Annotated in this window: 10 protein-coding genes; 9 read left to right on the top strand and 1 reads right to left on the bottom strand. The window is 40.2% G+C overall.

The features are described 5' to 3' along the window. The 9 genes from NST58_RS23315 (at position 1) to NST58_RS23275 (ending at position 17,561) form a co-directional block, all read left to right on the top strand. Positions 1–939 (top strand): hypothetical protein, encoded by a 939-nt coding sequence (locus NST58_RS23315; RefSeq protein WP_339244330.1) that lies wholly within the window; start codon positions 1–3, stop codon positions 937–939. A 14-nt stretch (positions 940–953) separates the two neighbouring features. Beyond that, positions 954–1,775: a hypothetical protein gene (locus NST58_RS23310; RefSeq protein ID WP_339244329.1), complete on the top strand. Its 822-nt coding sequence runs from the start codon at positions 954–956 to the stop codon at positions 1,773–1,775. Between the two features lie 26 nt (positions 1,776–1,801). Then, the gene (locus NST58_RS23305; RefSeq protein ID WP_339244327.1) at positions 1,802–11,551 is read left to right on the top strand and encodes an RHS repeat-associated core domain-containing protein; all 9,750 of its coding nucleotides are present in this window, start codon (positions 1,802–1,804) and stop codon (positions 11,549–11,551) included. A gap of 13 nt (positions 11,552–11,564) precedes the next feature. After that, positions 11,565–11,870 (top strand): barstar family protein, encoded by a 306-nt coding sequence (locus NST58_RS23300; RefSeq protein ID WP_076130687.1) that lies wholly within the window; start codon positions 11,565–11,567, stop codon positions 11,868–11,870. Between the two features lie 285 nt (positions 11,871–12,155). Beyond that, positions 12,156–12,851, top strand: a complete 696-nt coding sequence (gene ric, locus NST58_RS23295; RefSeq protein ID WP_339248794.1) for an iron-sulfur cluster repair di-iron protein — start codon at positions 12,156–12,158, stop codon at positions 12,849–12,851. A 149-nt stretch (positions 12,852–13,000) separates the two neighbouring features. Further along, positions 13,001–13,711 (top strand): hypothetical protein, encoded by a 711-nt coding sequence (locus tag NST58_RS23290; RefSeq protein ID WP_076218893.1) that lies wholly within the window; start codon positions 13,001–13,003, stop codon positions 13,709–13,711. A 229-nt stretch (positions 13,712–13,940) separates the two neighbouring features. Next, on the top strand, positions 13,941–16,364 hold the full coding sequence (nirB, locus tag NST58_RS23285; protein ID WP_076218892.1) for a nitrite reductase large subunit NirB: 2,424 nt from the start codon (positions 13,941–13,943) through the stop codon (positions 16,362–16,364). Positions 16,365–16,396: 32 nt separating this feature from the next. Then, complete coding sequence (nirD, locus tag NST58_RS23280; protein WP_076130684.1) at positions 16,397–16,717, top strand: nitrite reductase small subunit NirD; 321 nt, start codon at positions 16,397–16,399, stop codon at positions 16,715–16,717. Positions 16,718–16,769: 52 nt separating this feature from the next. Then, positions 16,770–17,561, top strand: coding sequence for a formate/nitrite transporter family protein (locus tag NST58_RS23275; RefSeq protein WP_076130683.1), 792 nt, complete (start codon positions 16,770–16,772; stop codon positions 17,559–17,561). Between the two features lie 178 nt (positions 17,562–17,739). Here NST58_RS23275 and NST58_RS23270 read toward each other — a convergent pair whose 3' ends face one another. Next, positions 17,740–18,465: a Crp/Fnr family transcriptional regulator gene (locus NST58_RS23270; RefSeq protein WP_036682945.1), complete on the bottom strand. Its 726-nt coding sequence runs from the start codon at positions 18,463–18,465 to the stop codon at positions 17,740–17,742. Positions 18,466–18,674: the final 209 nt, after the last annotated feature.

Genomic DNA, 18,674 nt, shown 5'->3' with positions numbered 1-18,674 from the left:
ATGATTCAGAAGAAGCGTAAATACAAATATATATCCCTTGTTATTATAGTAGCTATACTCTCGCAGATGGCGGTTGTCACTTATCCCAAACTGAAGAAAGAGGCTGCTGCAGAGACGGAAGTACAACAGGATAAACAAATCGCGGCGGATCTTTCCAATTTAACTGGAGTGACTGTAAATCGGATTTTGCAGCTCAAGAATACAGGCTCTTCATGGAATGAAGTATCTGAAACTTTGAAAAAGGAAACGCTTGTCAGCAGTGACGGGGATAAATCTAGTCGTATAGCTCTGCTTAATGAGACTGGTTTAGGAGAGGAAGTCCTTCAGCAGCTCCGTCAAGAGGGCTTCCAGGATGATGAGATTATGGAGGCCAAACTGTTGGTGGAAAGAGTTATGCAGCAATTAAATGAAGTGAAGGATAGCAAGTCGTCTACTATAGAAGTGCCATCTGCGGAAATTACCCTTAACCAATCGAATGAAACGGAACTACAGACTGCATACGAGAAAATTAGTGAACAATTCAATGAGAGTCAAGCCGTTGAACTGATTCTTAAGCTGCAGCAAGAGTTTGGGTCCATGGAGTCAGTGCTAGATGAATATATGCTTTCTCTACAGGTGGGTTTGCACCTGGAGGATTACATAACTGATAAGAAGTTGTACCAAGAGAATAAGGAACAGAAAGTCGCAGGACTAAAAGATAGCCAAATTGTCACGGCAGAGAAATTAGAGAAGGTATTGTTGGAGAAATTACAGCAAGCAAATGAAAGAAACTCTGAAATCAGAGAAGTGAAATCACCCACAGCCGCCGTACTACCCGAGAAAGAGGATATAACCGCACTGCCGGATATTAATCCCCCTACAGTTGAAAACTTAATGCCGCAAAATCCAGGCGAAGCTATAAAACAAGAAATTGAGTCTATTAATCCTAACCATAGATAGAGGAGTATAAGAGAATGAACAGACGAAGAGTGCTTCAGATGACAGTCCTCATAATGATTCTGGTACTTATGTTTCAAGCCGGCGTATTTGCTTATACAAATGTAGTCACTACCCAGAAGAACCAGACAGAAAGTACGTCGGTAATTAAGGAGCAGGCGGTTAAACAAACAGCAACGGAAGTTTCAATCAATTCTAAAGTTCCTCATAGCACGTTTGAGCAATTTGTTGTAGCTCTTAACATTCAGGATGATTATCGACAAAAAATAGATCAAATGGTTGCAGCAGGATACAGCATAGCCGATATCTGTGTTGCTTATGATTTCCTGTACCAGAATTTCGGCAGTACAGATGATTTAGACGACTTCCTTACTGCTAAAACCTCAGGAAAGAGCTGGGAGCAAATCTTTCTTCAATATAATGAAAACCATCCGAAGTTTACGCCAAGAGCTTTTAATTCGGAAGAATTGGAAAATATGATGAACTTGAAGAGTATTACATCGGACGACATTATGATTGGTGATAGATTGTCTTTTGTTACTGGGAAATCGTTTAAGGATCTGATTCAAGAACGACTTGAGACAGGGGAATGGAGCAAGATTTTCGTGCGGGAGAAAGTGATTTATAGTGGTAAACCACTTCCAAGAGTTCAGATAACAGAGAATCAAATTCAAAAATATACGCAGTCAGGTAAACTCACAGAGCAGCAGGTGACTTTAGCTTTTGTTTTGGCACAAAAGGTTGGCGAATCTTCTGAGGTTGTTATTGCCAAAATGCAGCAGGGTTTTTCAGAAGAATTAATCATGGCACAAAGCTATGTGGAGAAATATAGTGAATAATTTAGAAGGCAGATGGGGGTAGCTTTGTGAAGGCAATTATACGAATATCATTAGCATCTTTTTTATTTATGATTTTATTTCTTCCGGCAGCACATGCTGAAACCTTACAGGAACAATTAAATAATTTGGTAGGCCCAAAACAAAAATATAATACGATGTTATCACCTGTTTATTTAAGAAACAACGAAACTGTTGATACGATCAACCCGCAAAGCGGATCACTTACGATCACTCAGACGGACTATGTACTACCAGGTCGTAATGGATTAAACCTTGAATTCAAACGCATTTATAAAAACGAAACGGCCAGTGTACAGGAAATGGAAGTTGAATACATAGACGGAGCATGGGTAGATAAGGCAATCTCAAATTCAAGTACCTCATCTTTTTATGAAGACCGGTATAATATGGGGATTGGCATGAGGTTCTCTTTTCCTAATATGGAGATTAAATTAAATTCTGATGGCTCCAGTCATAAATTTCTGCATACGGAAAGTGGTGACGTGTATCGTCTAAAGATAACTAATGTTGATGGTTCTATAGGGTATTTACCAGAGGGACAGACCGTTAAGGATGTTGTTATTAGAGAATCGGCAACATACAAGAATGGTCAGGATGATGGAGGCTCCAAATACGTAATGAAGGGTAAAGATGGAAAAAACACTTATTTTGCTGAAGATGGACGAATTCTGGGCATTGTGGACCGTTATGGGAATGAGATAAAGTTCGAATACAGTAAGCTTAGTTATACAATAGATGGCACTTCCATTACAAAGAAACTAATCTCTCGAATTACCGACTCGGTGGGAAGAGTATCTACCATTGAATATAAAGAGGATCCTAGTTTTACAGTTGAATCAATTAACAAACAACCGACAGTTCGGGCAGATGATTATTATAAGGCTTCGGGTAATCCAAACACTACTGATTCAGGAGATCTGAAAGGAAAGTTTCAGGTGATTCTACATCTCCCTGGAGATAAAAGTATTGTTTATGATAAATCAGCTGTTCTAGTTAGTTCATCTAAACATGTAATCCGAACACGGCTTCAACGGGTAAATGATACAGATTCCAAACCTAAATATTTATTTTGGTATGAACAGCCGGATCTAGGATTTACTTATTTCAACCAAACCAGTTATTCGGCATACAACCGTTATGAGAACTTAGTGCTGGTTGATGATGTAAAGAACAACAGTATGAAACGGTATGTATACAATACCTATACCAAACGCCTTAATGAGGGCAGTATGCAGTATAGGAAAATTTTTGAGAGCAAAGAGCTTGTAAAAAAAGGATTTGATCCTGTTCCATCCAATTTTCTGGACAAAATCTCTGTAGACACCAAGAATAAAAACACTTATACATATACGAATGAGGCTGATGGTTATGGTACAACAGACTATAAGGAAAATGATGAAGCATACCTGAAGGGAACTTATAAATATTACACTCAAATAACTGATGCTAATGGAAGTACAGTTAAATTTACTTATAATGGGAACCAGGAGCTTATTCTTACGGAAAAACAAGGCCGTGATCATAAGGAAGTTATTTCCAGTGAACATGACGAAATGAAGCTGGTAAAAAAACAGGAAACCTTGAAGTATCAAGTAAGCAGTAGTCAAGCAGTAGGTGATCCTATTAAAAAAGTCGAGAATTTCCGGTATGACGAATACGGAAATATGACGAGTTACACTGGACCTGATGCCGAAAGGGATACTGCTGGCTATCCTTTAAATAATGAACGAACGGTTCTTTATACTTACGATGTTAACAAGTTCCACATACTAAGTCAGAAAACCTGGAAGCAGGATATAAGTACTACCTCCCAGATCAACTATCAACTGGACGACAAAGGAAATGTGATTAAAGAGAGTAAATCTAATAACGATACTGACAATCCATGGCTAATTACTGAATACGCATATGACAGTTATGGGAATTTAATACGTAAAACTGCTCACGATAAGTTACAGGATTTTGTTAACTATTATGAGTATGGTATAGATGCAAATGGGGTTGATACGAAGGGTGCGTATCTTACAAAAGAGTACCAACAGGCTGATGGTAAAACCTATGCTCGGACCTTTGCCTATGATTTCCTGACAGGGAATCTTGAGAGTGAGATTGACCAGAAAGGAAATAAAACCTCTTATCAATACGATGCTCTTAATAGAGTAATCAAGAATATAAGACCCGATAACACTGTGCAGGAATATCAATACCAAGAGAACGCCTTTACTAATTTTAAAATACAATATACAGATGCCAATAAGTCTAAATTTCTATACGAGTATGATATTCAAGGGAATATGCTGTACTCCAAGGTTTGGAAGCAGGGAGCTTGGAACAATCTCACTAGTACAGAGTATGACTCATTCGGTAACATGACTAAGCAAATTGATGCTAATGGACATAGTACCCGTTACAGTTATGATAGTCAGCAGCAAATTGTGGAGAAATCATATTTCGAGAATGACAAAACAGCTAAAGGTACTATGAAGGTAGAATATCAAATGGGTTCCAGCCTCCAGATGCCTTTAACCCTTACTATCACTAATGAGGAAGGATTTAACCAGAAATTTCATTACAATATATCAGATCAGTTGGTGAAAAAGGAAATTACTCCTGATCACAAGCAATATTACACCTCAACAACTAATTATGATTATATAGGTAACATCCTTACAGAGATGAATGAAAAAGAGCAGACTAGGAGATTTACTTATAATTCACAAGGTCAAAAGACAAGTGAGACGGATGCTATAGGTAATACTACGGAGTATGTATATAACGTATTGGGCCAGACTGTGATTGAAAAGGCTCCAGGCGGTAAAATTACCGAGTGGACTTACGATGAACTTGGTAGGAATACTTCCCAAAAAATCTATCAATCGGGCGTATCAGATTATTATTATACGTTGAATGAATTTGATTCAACGAATAACTTGGTTAAAAGGACTGCAGGAGTCAGTATCAATGGAGTGCATCAGGATTCATTAAGTGAATCTTACATCTATGATTCTCTTAAACGAATTACAGATCATTACTCCAGGCTGGATACTGATTCGACAACCCATATTCATTATGAATATGATGCTATGGGCTACAAAGTGAAAAAGATAGAGTATGGAGACTCTGCTGGGACTAAGCTTATCGTTCATACCTACGAAAATGATTTTGCAGGACGTGTGACCCTTGAGAACGCTTCAGCCAAGGAAAAATTAACTAACGGTACAATCATAGAAAGAGGTCAGTATGAATCTAAAAATGAATATGATCTTTTGGGAAATCTGTTAAAAAAGCAGATTTTTAATGGTACAGGTTATGATACGGAGGAGAATACTTACAACTATAGAAATCTAGTAGTTTCTACGTCTTCTCCATTTAATGCCAAAGGGTCCAAGCTAAAACGGCTCCAATATGACAAAGTAGGAAATCTGGTTTCAGAGACAACTGTTAATTCTGGAACAGATCGTACAACATCTTACACTTATGACGGTTTGGGACTCAAAACAAGTGTTATTGATCCACTTGGAAACAAATTTCGATACCAATATGATAGTATGGGCAATGTTGTAAAAACTGTAGATCCTAGATATTATAGTGCATCCTTAGAACAAGCACCTGGTATTGTGAAGGAATATGATTCACTCAATCGTTTAGTGAAAACGATAGCTTTTAACGGAACGGATAAAGAGGTTATCGATTATAGAGAATACGATGGAAGAGGTAATGTAGTTAAGCAGACAGATGGCGAAGGCTATAATGATAGTCAGCCAGGTCAATCTATTGGGACAGTGTATCGTTACAATGTGATAGATAAACCAACAGAAGTGATTTCTGCGCAAACCGCTTATGAAAATCAGAAGCAGGGGACAAGCCATTTCACCAAGCGTCTTACCTATGACGGCTCAGGAAATGTGCTTAGTGAAAAGGACGGACTTGGACGAACGACCTTCTATAACTATGATCTTGGCAGTCGGTTAAAGCAGATAACCTATCCCGACGGAACAAGTACTTCTACAGAGTATGATTTAACTGGCAAGTGGATTATCACTAATAAAGATCAAGCAGGATATCTAACGAAAACATATAACAATGTTTTTGGTTCTCCATACCTGATTGAATACCCTGACGGAACCCATGAAACCTTCAGATATTCCACCAAAGGGGAACTTTTGGAGCGTGTAAATAAAGATGGAAACTCGATTTATTATACGTATGATATGGCAGGCAATCAGATATCAGAGAAAGCATATGTAAGCACGAATGATTCAAGTACTAATTATCGACTCACTCGTGTGGAATTTGATGAAGCATCAAGTATTCTTGCTAAAGAAACCTTTTTGTTTAAAGTATCCAAATCTAGTGGTACTGCTAACGAGTCTAGCACTGGTGATCGGATAGAGCAGAGTTATGACATGGTGGGTAGATTAGTTAAGACCACAGGGCCTTATGGTAAGGAGACTAAACAAGAATATGATCGAGCGGGAAATATAATTACTTCCTATCAAAAGATCAGTGACGGAAACTATGACATAACGAGAAGTAACTATGACTCAAGGTCTCGGTTAACCAAAAAGGTCTTGCTCGTAAAAACCTCGGATATCAGTTCCGCTTATTTGTCAGGTGCTGTGTTTGATAATGAGTATATTGACCGTCTGCAAGCAGCCGTAAGTTATTCGTACTATAAGAATGATCAAGTGAAAAGTCAAACGGATGCAAAAGGTAATATTAGCCAATTTGTCTATGATTATGACAAGAGATGCATTGAGAAAACGGATGCGTTAAAGGGATTAACGGTATACAAATATGACATTAATAATAACTTGATTGCTGAAACTAATACGAGAGGGACTCTTTCCAAATATACGTATGATGCTTTAAATCGTCTTCAAAGTAAAGATCTTCCGTCTGGAGATGGAGAACGAGCGATTACTCGTTATGTTTATGATGAAAGAGGCAATTTACGTAAAGAAATCTCACCTAATCAATATAAACAGGAGATAGACAGTGCCGGACAGGTGCTGAAACTACCAGGTATCTCTTATACGTATGACTCAATGAATCGAAGAATTACCACAGTATCACCAGAAGGCAGCGGCTTGGAATACATTCAATATGATGCTATGGGCCAGGTTTCTAAGTTAGTAGACGGTTTAAGATATTCTGGAAATATGGGAACGTCAAAAGGAACGTCATACCTCTATGATGGACTGGGCCGACTGGTTAAGGAAATCAATGCTCTGGGGAATGCAAAACTGTATGAATACAATATGTTGGGATATTTGCTGAAACAGACTGACGGTCGAGGATATGTGACCACTTATGAACTGAATCCGGATGGAACACCTAGTAAGATAGTTAATGCGGATGGTGGTGTGGTCCGTTATACCTTTGATAAGTTGGGACGGAAAACTTCTGAGACAGATCCGCTTGGGGCAATAACAACATATAGTTATAATGCTTTTGGGAAAGAGAAAACAGTTAAAGATCCTTATGGGTATACAGTAGATAACAAGTATGATCCTAATGGGAATATCGTTTCTGTAAAGGATAAACGTGGCAATATAACATTATATTCTTATAATGCTGTGAACCAGCTTACAGAGAAGAGAAGTCCACTAGAATTAGACAACAGTAAGAACATTGTATATTCTTTGGAAAGCTATACTTATGATTCAGCGGGAAATTTGCTTAAAAAAACTTTGACAGGATCTAAAGATGATTCATCTAAACGCGAGACAACATATGTGTATTATGAGAATAATCTTCAGAAAACAGTGGGGGATAATAGCGGGGCCAGTACATCCTATCAATATGACAAGAACGGAAATCTAAGCCGCTCGGAAAAATTGAGAGATGTCGACCAGTTGGATGTGGAGCAATATGAATATGACTCCCAAAACCGAATGGTGAAGAAAACAGTTTGGCTAGATGAAGCAAGTATTACTGATGTTTTAAATATGCCAAATTTGGCCAGTTTGAAAGACGCAAGTTATCCAGGGAAAATTCGCCAAAGTTTCACTTACAGCTATGATGTATTAGGAAATAAAACGCAAGAAGTGAATCCTAGAGCATATCAATATTTGTCTATAGATTCAGCCAACCAAAAGATTTACACGACAGAGTACACTTATGATGCCTTGAACCGTCTGGATAAGATTATTCGCAGACAAGGTACAACCGATGTATTCAGACAATATAGCTATGATGCGGTCGGAAATAAAATCTCAGACAGGAATGAACGGGGTTATATAACCGGGTATAGCTATGATGAAATGAATAGATTAGTGATAACTACTGATCCGGATGGTAAAAAATTGACCACTGAGTATGATACTGCCGGGAATAAGACAGCAGTTACTAACGCTAAAGGGAATACGATGTCGTATACCTATGATAAGCTGAATCGTTTGGTATTAACTATCGATCCTAATAACATTGTAATCGGGAAAAATAAATATGATGCCAATAGTAATATTATCAAAAAGATAGATGGCAAAGGATATGCTGCTGGAAATACAGATGATTTGCAGTACGGGAATAGCTATTCATATGATTTAGCCAATCGCATGGTGGCGTTTATTGACCCTGAACTGGCTTCCAAGTCGGGATCAACCCGTACTACAACTGCCTACAAATACAATGTTCTAGGTAATCTGATACAGCAAACAGATGCACTAGGTAACTCAATCCAATATGAGTATGATAATGCGGACCACTTAACCAAGGTTATAGATGGACAAGGTGTAGAAGTCAGCTATGGTTATGACCGTGTAGGAAACAAGTTGTTTATGAAAGATGGTAGGGGCAAAGTGACCCAGTATGCCTATGGTTCATTTGGACTTTTACAATCTGTATTGGATGCATCGAGTCGATCTATCAGATACACTTATGACTTGGCGCTTAACAAAACTCTTATGTTGGATCGTATGGGTACCCATACGTTGTATTCTTACGATAACCGCAATCTTTTGACCAAAATGAAGGTTGCAGAAACTGGGGATCTGATCACTTATAGTTATGATGAAATAGGTAACCGTATCAGTATGGCTGACGAGAGTGGGGTATCCGTTTATTCTTATAACTCGAAGAACCAGTTACTGAAGGTAGTGAGAGATGGAAAAGCTCGTATCATTTACACCTATGACAATATCGGAAACATCGAGACATTGAGAGATGCTTCAGGATTTGTAACCACTTATCAATATGACAAATCTAGTAGGATGGACCGAGTTTCTTATGATAATAAAGAGACCAATTACTCCTATGATAAAAGTGGAAATCGAATCGCAGTACAATATGAAGATGGTGTAAAAGAAGTATATAGCTTCGATCAGAATAATCGTCTGATAAGCTTAATTAATAAGCGTAGCAATGGTTCTGAGATATCGAGTTATCGGTATAAGTATGATGATGCAGGTAGACAAGTATCAAAGACCGATAGTTATGGTACAACAAAATATAGTTATGATAAAGCGGGTCGTATTGATAGAGTAGAGTCACCAGGGAAGACAACTGCTTATTCCTATGATGGAGCGGGTAATCGGAAGTCCATGTTAGAGACATATACCTCTCTTCAGCCGAGCAGTTATGTTAATCCAGATACTAAAAAAGCTATAGAATACAAATTGAAGAAAAGTGAGTATCTGTATTCTTCCAGCAACCAGTTAATGAAGCTGGAAGAACGAATGAGCGAGGTAGATGGAAAAGAGATACTATTCAAAGCTGTTGATTATCTCTACGACGGCAATGGGAATGAAGTAAGTCAGCGAACGGGCTACATTCAGCCTCATAAGAGTGACATGCACCAATCTATTACGGGAGAAGTCTACGGAACGGGTGCTACACAGGAGATTAATAGTTTACTCGAAAAAGTGACCCAAACCTATGACGGCTTCAACCGTTTGAAAAAGTCTATTAAAGTCAGTGCTGGTGATCGTGCCACTGTTAATTATGTCTATAATGGCGACGGTCTTCGGACAAAGAAAAGAGTGCAAAGTACTAAGACAGGAAATGTTATTAAAGAAACGAATTATGATTATGACCACCAACATGTCATTTTAGAAACGGACAGTACAGATAAGGTCAGCACTCGCTACATTCGGGGTATCAATTATATTGCCAGAATGGATGAAGCTAATCAATATGCCTATTATCTTTACAATGGTCATGGCGATGTCGTTCAGACTGTAACATCAGTTGGAAAAATACTGAATCAGTATGATTACGATGCCTTTGGTAATTCTACGCTGACGATAGAAGTCTACACAGAATCAATTCATTATGGGGGCGAATTTTACGATGCAGAGACAAGTCTTTATTATCTGAGAGCCCGCTATTATGATCCGTACATCGGACGGTTTGTATCGGAGGATAGCTATTGGGGTGAGGATAACAACCCATTAAGCCTGAATCTATATACGTATGCAAATAATGATCCGATACAATTTTTAGATCCGACAGGACATTGGGCCAAAGGCGATGAGGGCCTAAATATACAAGCGCAAGCGCAAATTATTGCTCTGACAAATGCGTATTATAAAGCTTCTACAGCAGTAGAACGTGAGGCTATAGCTGCCCAGGCTAACATAGTTAGAAAGGCACCAGCCCCACCAGCTACTCCTTTGCAGTTCCAAAGCAAAGAAATTACTAAAATCGTAGTTCAAGGAGTCTCCACTAGAGGTTTTGCGACAGAGAAAGAGTGGAACCAAGCCCTTAAAAAAGTAGGAATCCAAACCTATACATCTAATTCACATACTGATACACTTCAGTCAGGAAAAAGTATAGAAACCGATTATAATCAGGTTAAAACAGTTATCGGCCGTACTAATATAGCTGTAACAACAAATTATTCATTAACGATCAACACAAAAACACAAAAAGGCACGGAAACGGCCAAAGCATCGCTGCAGATGAATTATAATGTGACAGCTGATGAGTATAGGTTTCTTACAAGCGTAGGTATACCTAGTTTGGAGCAGGCATTATATGTTTTGGACGCTGTGAAGGAGAACAAAGGAAAAGTAACAGCAGGTATATTGAAAGATGCTGGTCTCAAAGTGCATAAAGGTTTCTTGTGGACTAAAATAGGTGGCTCCGTGGATGGGGTCGCAATGGTCTATGATTTAAGTACTAAAGGCCTGTCCCTTGCCGAAGCCCAAGAAATGTACAGACAAGAAGTGATAAATCCCAATATGCAACAGGCATTAGGCTTGGCTGCAATGGGGTTCACAAACGGCATGTTTAGTTTATCAAAAAAGAGCTCAACACCGAGTACTGTTAGTAAGGTAAAAGAGCCAGTTAAACCGAAGCAGTCAAATACTGCTAATAGTAATAAGATAGAGGTTAAGGCGAAAGAGGGCACGGGTAATGGTGCAGATAACATTGCTCAATATGCTAAGTACAAGGAGTTATTAAAAACAGAAGAAGCCGCAAACCCAGTAGTTGATAGTTTAAGGCAAACAGGTCAATTGCCTTCTAACTATATTACAAAATCTGTAGCTGAACAGAGTGGTTATAGACAAGGGAAAGCATTAAATAACTACGTTCAGGGTGGTCAAATTGGTGGAGACGTATTTGAAAATAAATCCAAAATACTACCTGAAGCACCTGGAAGGGTTTGGTACGAGGCGGATATTGGTTTAAGTAATACCATGTCTAGAAGTAAACAACCTGGAACAAGACTGGTGTATTCTAACGATGGACAAATGTATATTACAACTGACCATTATGAATCAGTTAACTTCATCGGAACTTATAAGTAAAGGAGTGAAGCAAATGAGCACACACGAAGATGATTTAAGAAAAGAAAATGTGACCTTACAAGTTAGCAATATTCAGGATTCAAGGGAACTTCATTTGCTCTTGAAAAGAGAACTTGATTTTCCTGATTTTTACGGAATGAATTGGGATGCTTTTTGGGATGCGATTACAGGGCTAGTTGAATTACCAGAAACTCTGAGTTTTAATGGGTGGGACAAGCTTACAACCGTCCTTCCTGATGACTCTCAAACCCTGAGTGATTTATTACGCAAATTCAATGAAAAACATCCTTCTTGGCACTGTAAGGTAGTTTATAAATAAGCTTCACTGAGCCTTGAGTTTTTTCTCAAGGCTCTTGTTTCGGAGGGGCTACCCAGTGCCGAATGAACCCATCATTCAACCAATAACACACTTAACCTATCCAACTTCGTTCAACAAAGAGATACAATTTTCGTGAGTACAATCACAAGTCAAAAGTCCTTTCAGGGTTAAGGTGAACAGGTGGAAAAGATTTTTTCAGAACCTGATCACATATCCCGAGGAGGAACTATTATGGAAACTAAAAAACCTAATGATAGAATTTCGGATTTACAGCATAAGCAATCGGTGCAACCTGGATTTACTCCAGATGCCCTGGTAAAAGATATTGTGCTGCAATTCCCAAAAGCTGCGGATTATTTCAAGTCCAAACGGATTGATTTCTGCTGTGGAGGCGCCAAACCTCTTACTGAAGCAGCGGTAGAGCGTGGACTAGATCAAGAGATGATCATTAGTGATCTCAACAAGCTGTTCGAGGAATATCCGGTACCTCAAGAAGAACTCGCATGGAATACAGCACCTTCTGCAGAGTTAATCGAGCATATCGTGAGTAAACATCACCATTACCTGCGGGAAGAGCTGCCCCTGATTAGCCAAAATGTAACTAAGGTATACCGGGTTCATGGCGGAGATTCCCCTCATTTAGAAGAGGTATATAGTTTGTTTAATGCACTCAAGGAAGATCTTCTTCAGCATACAGCTAAAGAAGAGGAAGACGAGTTTCCAAAATTATTAGCATATGATGCCAATCCAAGTGAAGAAGGGCTGACCATACTTCGCGAGGCATTAATTGAACTCGAGAGTGAACATGACACAGCAGGCGATATATTGAGACAAATACGCAAAATAACAGCTGATTTCACCCCACCGGCTCATGCTTGTACAACCTATCGTTTGACTTATGCCCGGCTAGAGGAGCTGGAGAGCATGACTTTTGAACATGTTCATCTGGAGAATAATATATTGTTCCCTAGATTCCAGTAGAAAAAATGAGTTTCATAGAGTCCCTTAGGGGACTTTTTTTATATTTGAGAACAAAGCTTATTTACGTTATTCTTAAATAGACAGTATGCATAACTTACTACAAGCCTGAGACGCTGTGTGGTCATTAGGCGGGACAAGGCGGTGTCACTATGCCCACGAAATATATGTGGAGGTTGTTACTAGGATTAGTCATCGTATTCATAATAGGTGGGTGTTCCACTCTTGCTGACATTAATAATGAAGGGAATAATGGCTTAGCAGGATCAGACGGGCCTACGCTTTCGCTTATCGTTGCGGGAAATGACTTGCTTACCAACCCTTTGGACAAGCAGCTTAGCGAGAGCTACAGAAAAGGGATAACGATCTTTGACCTACTGAAAGGTAGTGGGAAGGCCACCTTTTCTGAGGATAACACAAGCATTCTAACGGTAAATAATATTTCACTCGGTCCAGGAATGAATTGGGAGCTGCAAATGGATGGGGGGACCATTGGACCTGAGGATTGGGGTCGAACAGTCGGGCATGAATCAAAATTAGTAATTACGGCGATGTCTAAGGAACAAGAAGAACCCCTTCAAATTGTGTTGTTGACCGTGAATGGTGGAAGTGAGCAAGTGAATTTGAATCATTCATATGTTATGGGATTTACTGAAGATTTAACAGTGAGAGGTTTGTTGAAGAACAGCAGTGTGGTGCAGTTAACCGAAGACAACAAAAAGGTGTTATCCATTGGTGATTATACTCCTCTTAGCAATGAAGTTTGGAAGATGAAGGTGAATGGGAAGCAGCTGCTTGAGAATGGAATGGACATGAAGCTTAGAGTGCAGGATGAATTGGAGATTTTATTGGCTATACGTTAAAAAAAAGTACATAAATGCCAGATCTACGGTTGCTCAGAACCCGTGATCTGGCTTTTTTTATTGGAAGTTATAACCTAATAAAGTTGCCTTACTTTTATGTGAAAACATTCACATTTAATGTGACTGTAATCACAATCTCTCTTAAATTTTGAAATGTATAATTCCATTATGTAGAAGAGAAGTTGAAGCAAAGTTCAACAAACGGATAAGAATGAGGAGGCACCTAACCATGGCAGCGAAGAGAGAAAAATTAGTATTAGTCGGCAACGGTATGGCAGGCATAGGTACGCTAGAGCAAATATTGAAGCTAGGTGGAGCTTATGACATTACGGTCTTTGGAAGCGAACCTCATCCCAATTATAATCGGATCATGTTGTCCTATGTTCTCGAAGGGAGCAAAACCATCAACGATATCATCCTAAACGACTGGAATTGGTATGAAGATAACAACATTACCTTGCATACAGCAACAACAGTTACACGAATTGACGAGCATTCTAAGCAAGTAATTGCGGATAACGGTATGGCTGTTTCTTACGATAAAGTGATTATTGCAACGGGTTCGAATTCATTTATTTTACCTGTACCTGGTTGTGATAAGGAAGGCGTTGTGGGTTTCCGGGATATTGCAGATTGTGATGCAATGCTGGCTGCGGCTAAACAATACAACAAAGCGGCGGTAATCGGCGGGGGTTTACTTGGCTTGGAAGCGGCAAAGGGTCTTGTGAACCTTGGCATGGACGTTACTGTAGTGCATCTGATGGAAGATCTAATGGAGCGCCAGCTGGATCGTAATGCCTCCTCTATGTTGCAAGCTGAGCTAGAGCGTCAAGGCGTGAAATTTGCCATGGGCAAACAAACAGTAGAATTGACCGGGGAACAGAGAGTAAGTGGATTACAATTTAGTGATGGCACTTCACTTGCGGCTGATTTTGTAGTTATGGCTGTAGGCATCAAACCGAATATAACTGTGGCAAAAGAAAGCGGAATTGCTGTTAATCGTGGGATTGTAGTGGACGATTATCTGCAGACCTCTATGCAAAATGTATATTCCATTGGCGAATGTGCCGAACATCGCGGAGTTTGTTACGGATTAGTAGCTCCGCTATTCGAGCAGGGGATGGTTCTAGCTAAACATCTCTGTGGAAGCGATACAAACCCATATGAAGGTTCTGTTGTCTCCACCAAATTAAAAATTTCCGGTGTGGATGTATTTTCTGCAGGTGAGTTTATGGATTCCCCTGGACATACTGTAATCTCAAGCAAAGATGAATGGAAGCGAACCTATAAGAAAATTCTGCTCAAAGACAATGTCATTGTTGGTGCAGTCCTGTTCGGCGATGTGACAGAGTCGGCTAACCTGCAAAAGTTAGTAAAACAAGGCGCTGTAATGACCGATGAAATTTATACAGAGGTTATGAGTACGGGCTGCTGCGGAAGTGGAGCCAAAAAGAGTACATCCGTAGAAGCGATGGCGGACGAAGAAATCGTTTGTGGCTGTAACGGGGTTACGAAAAAAGCGATTGTGGATGCGGTCATAGAAAATGGTTTTACTACTGTGGACGAAATAAAAGCATGTACAGGAGCGACGCGCTCTTGCGGAGGTTGTAAACCGGTTGTAGAACAAATTTTACAATTTGTCCTGGGTGATAGTTTTGAGCAGTCTGCCAAGCAAGGAATTTGTAGTTGCACAACGCTTAGCCGGGATGAGATTGTTGCTGAGATTACAGCTAAAGGTCTTAGTACTACTAAAGAGGTTATGCATGTACTGGGTTGGAAACAAGAGGAAGGCTGCTCTAAATGCCGTCCGGCGATTAACTATTATCTGGGGATGATAAATCCGGATACACATCAAGACGAGAAGGAATCACGCTTTGTTAATGAACGTATGGGAGCCAATATTCAGAAAGACGGAACCTATACCGTTATTCCACGCATGTACGGCGGGGTAACGACACCGGAGGATTTGAAGAAAATCGCTGATGTCTCCCTTAAATATGATGTGAAAGTTGTTAAGGTGACTGGTGGGCAACGCCTGGATCTAATCGGGGTGAAAAAAGAGGATCTGCCGAAAGTATGGGAAGAGCTCGATATGCCATCAGGTTATGGTTATGCTAAGTCGCTACGTACCGTTAAGACTTGTGTGGGTTCACAGTTCTGCCGTTTCGGCACACAGGATTCGCTGGGAATGGGCGCGCTCATAGAACGTAAGTATGAACGTCTTGATTTTCCTGCCAAGTTTAAAATAGCTGTCAACGGCTGCCCGCGTAACTGTGCGGAATCCTGTACGAAGGATATTGGCATCGTCGGTAATGATGGCGGTTGGGAAGTGTTTATCGGTGGTAACGGTGGGATCAAGCCACGGATCGCTGACTCCTTCTGCAAAATAAAGACCGATGAAGAGTTGATCGAAGTGTGCTCCGCTGTGATGCAATATTACCGTGAGACCGGCAATTATTTGGAGAGAACCTCCGAGTGGGTTGAGCGTATGGGACTTGAGCAGATTCAAATGGTCATTTTGAATAATGAAGATAACCGCAAAGAGCTGGCCGCACGGATTGACTTTGCTCTGACTCAGGTTACGGATCCTTGGAAAAAAATGCTCAATGACAGCAGCACTCGTACTGCGCTTTTTGAAGAAACAAGAGTCTAGCGGATATAACGCACACAGAAGGGGAGAGACCAATGAATAAGACCACACAAACGTATGCAATAGGATCAGTACAGGATTTCCTGCTGCAAATTGGCCGCGTAGTGATTGCTGGAAATGTTGAACTGGCTGTGTTCCGTGCCTCTGACGGAGCCATCTATGCAGTAGAGAATCGCAGTCCTCATCCTAAGGGGGGCCCGCTTGCTGAAGGGATCGTGTCAGGTCACTATCTGTACGATCCACTGTACGATTGGAAAATCGATCTGCGCACGGGTGAGGTGCAGGCACCAGACCAAGGTAGTGTGGTGACTTATCCAGTCACACTGGACGGAGAGAAAGTTACAGTGAGCGTGTAGACACCGAAGAGTGTAGTAATAGATTTAATAGAAAACGGTGGGGTGGAGTATTATGTTTACGCAAAGTGTGGAGAGCATCGTAGAGACGGCAGTCAGTAAGCGGGACAAAATGAATGAAAGCTTGCCAAGATATTTTCTAGCAGCCCTATTGGCAGGTGCTTATGTAGGCATTGGGATTATCCTTATTTTCTCCCTAGGAGCACCGCTAGCGGCTGCCAAATCTCCTTTCCAACCGCTTATTATGGGCACATCCTTCGGCATCGCCCTGACGCTTGTAGTATTTGCAGGCTCAGAGCTGTTTACCGGGAATAATATGTTTTTTACTGTAAGTACACTGGCAGGCAGAACCAGTATCTGGGATACCGTTAAGAACTGGATTCTTGTATTCATCGGGAATGTGGTAGGTGCAGTGATTTTAGCACTTTTAATTCGTGGGACTGGGTTGTTCAGTGCTGCGCCGCCGGAGCATTTGATTTTTACAGCTGCTGCTAAAAAAATGAGTCTCCCGTTCTCTGAGCTGTTTTTTCGTGGAATCCTATGTAACTGGCTGGTCTGTTTAGCGCTATGGATGTCCTCACGCGCTAAAAGTGAATCTGCTAAGCTAATCTTAATCTGGTGGTGTCTGTTTGCCTTTATCGCAAGCGGATATGAGCATAGTGTGGCTAATATGACTCTGCTTAGTGTTGCTGTGTTGCTTCCAAATCATCCGGAAACCATTACGATAGCTGGATGGCTGCATAATATGATCCCTGTAACTTTGGGGAATATCATTGGTGGAGGCGTATTCGTCGGTATGGCCTATTGGGTGATCTCACCAGTGCGTGGTGCTCGCAACAACCGTTAAGATCCATTTTTAATTAACTATATTAGAGCTGAACCGATCTTGGGTTTAGCTCTTTTTTTGTTGAATATAAAAAAAGACACCTGCATTAGGCGCCTTGGACCACTCTATTTTATATTATGCAGAATAATTGGGTCATGTATGTTTCATTGAGGTGAATAGAGGGTATATTATAACGGAATTAGATCCGGCAGATTTCGTTCGGACACAATTCGCAGTGGCAAATTTCTTGCAGCATGCCAAGGTCCTTGATGACAATCATACCGTTCTCATACTCAACAGCATCTTTTTTACGCAGGTCGCTCAGCATCCTGTTAACACTTTCACGAGTGGCACCGATCATGTTGGACAAATCTGTATGCGTAATTTTTTTGTTGATAAGGATATTCTCACCGTCGCTGCTCTTCTCACCGTAGGTGTTGCCAAGACGAATGAGCGTGGAGCAGAGTGCACCTGGTTTGCCGTACATCATTAGATCACGGAATTTAGTTTGGGTGAGACGGTGATGAATACCCATCCATTTCATAAAGTCGATAGCAAAGTCACAATGTTGGCAGATGAGAATTTCTAGATCCTTTTGTTCGATGACGCCAACTTCACTTTCTTCAATCACTTCGGCTGTAAAGCTATGCTTAGTGCTGAAGAATGGATCTGCTTGACCTACCATATCACCAGCTTGATACATATAAAGAATGAGTTCTTTACCTTCATCAGTAGATTTAGTTAATTTCACACGTCCACGTTTGATATAAAACAATTTATCCGAGTAGTCGCCTTCCCAGAATAGATGTGAACCCTCTGGAACTATGCGCTCTTTCATTGTAACTAGAAGTCTGTTGAAATTCTGTTCGGAGAAACAGTTTGTATTTCCGTGGGCTTCGATAACATTGTAATGTTCTTTTAGCATAATCGACATCCCCTTTATTCCCTCAGTTTTTCAGTAAATTTTAAATTAATTATACCTTGAAAATCCCTCGAATTGGTTATAAAAAATCGTTTAAAAGTGTCGAATTTTCAACATTGTGATAAATTTCACTTCTAAAGTGTTCGATGTAATATTCTTTTTAACTAAAAAAGAGTAAGTGATCTCACGTTTATGATATATGAACAGCGGCT

Origin of the sequence: Paenibacillus sp. FSL R10-2796 (genome assembly GCF_037965315.1) — a bacterium.
Lineage (GTDB): Bacteria > Bacillota > Bacilli > Paenibacillales > Paenibacillaceae > Paenibacillus_AQ > Paenibacillus_AQ odorifer.
Note: the sequence above shows the minus strand (reverse complement) of the source record. Positions and strands in the feature narration are given on the sequence as shown.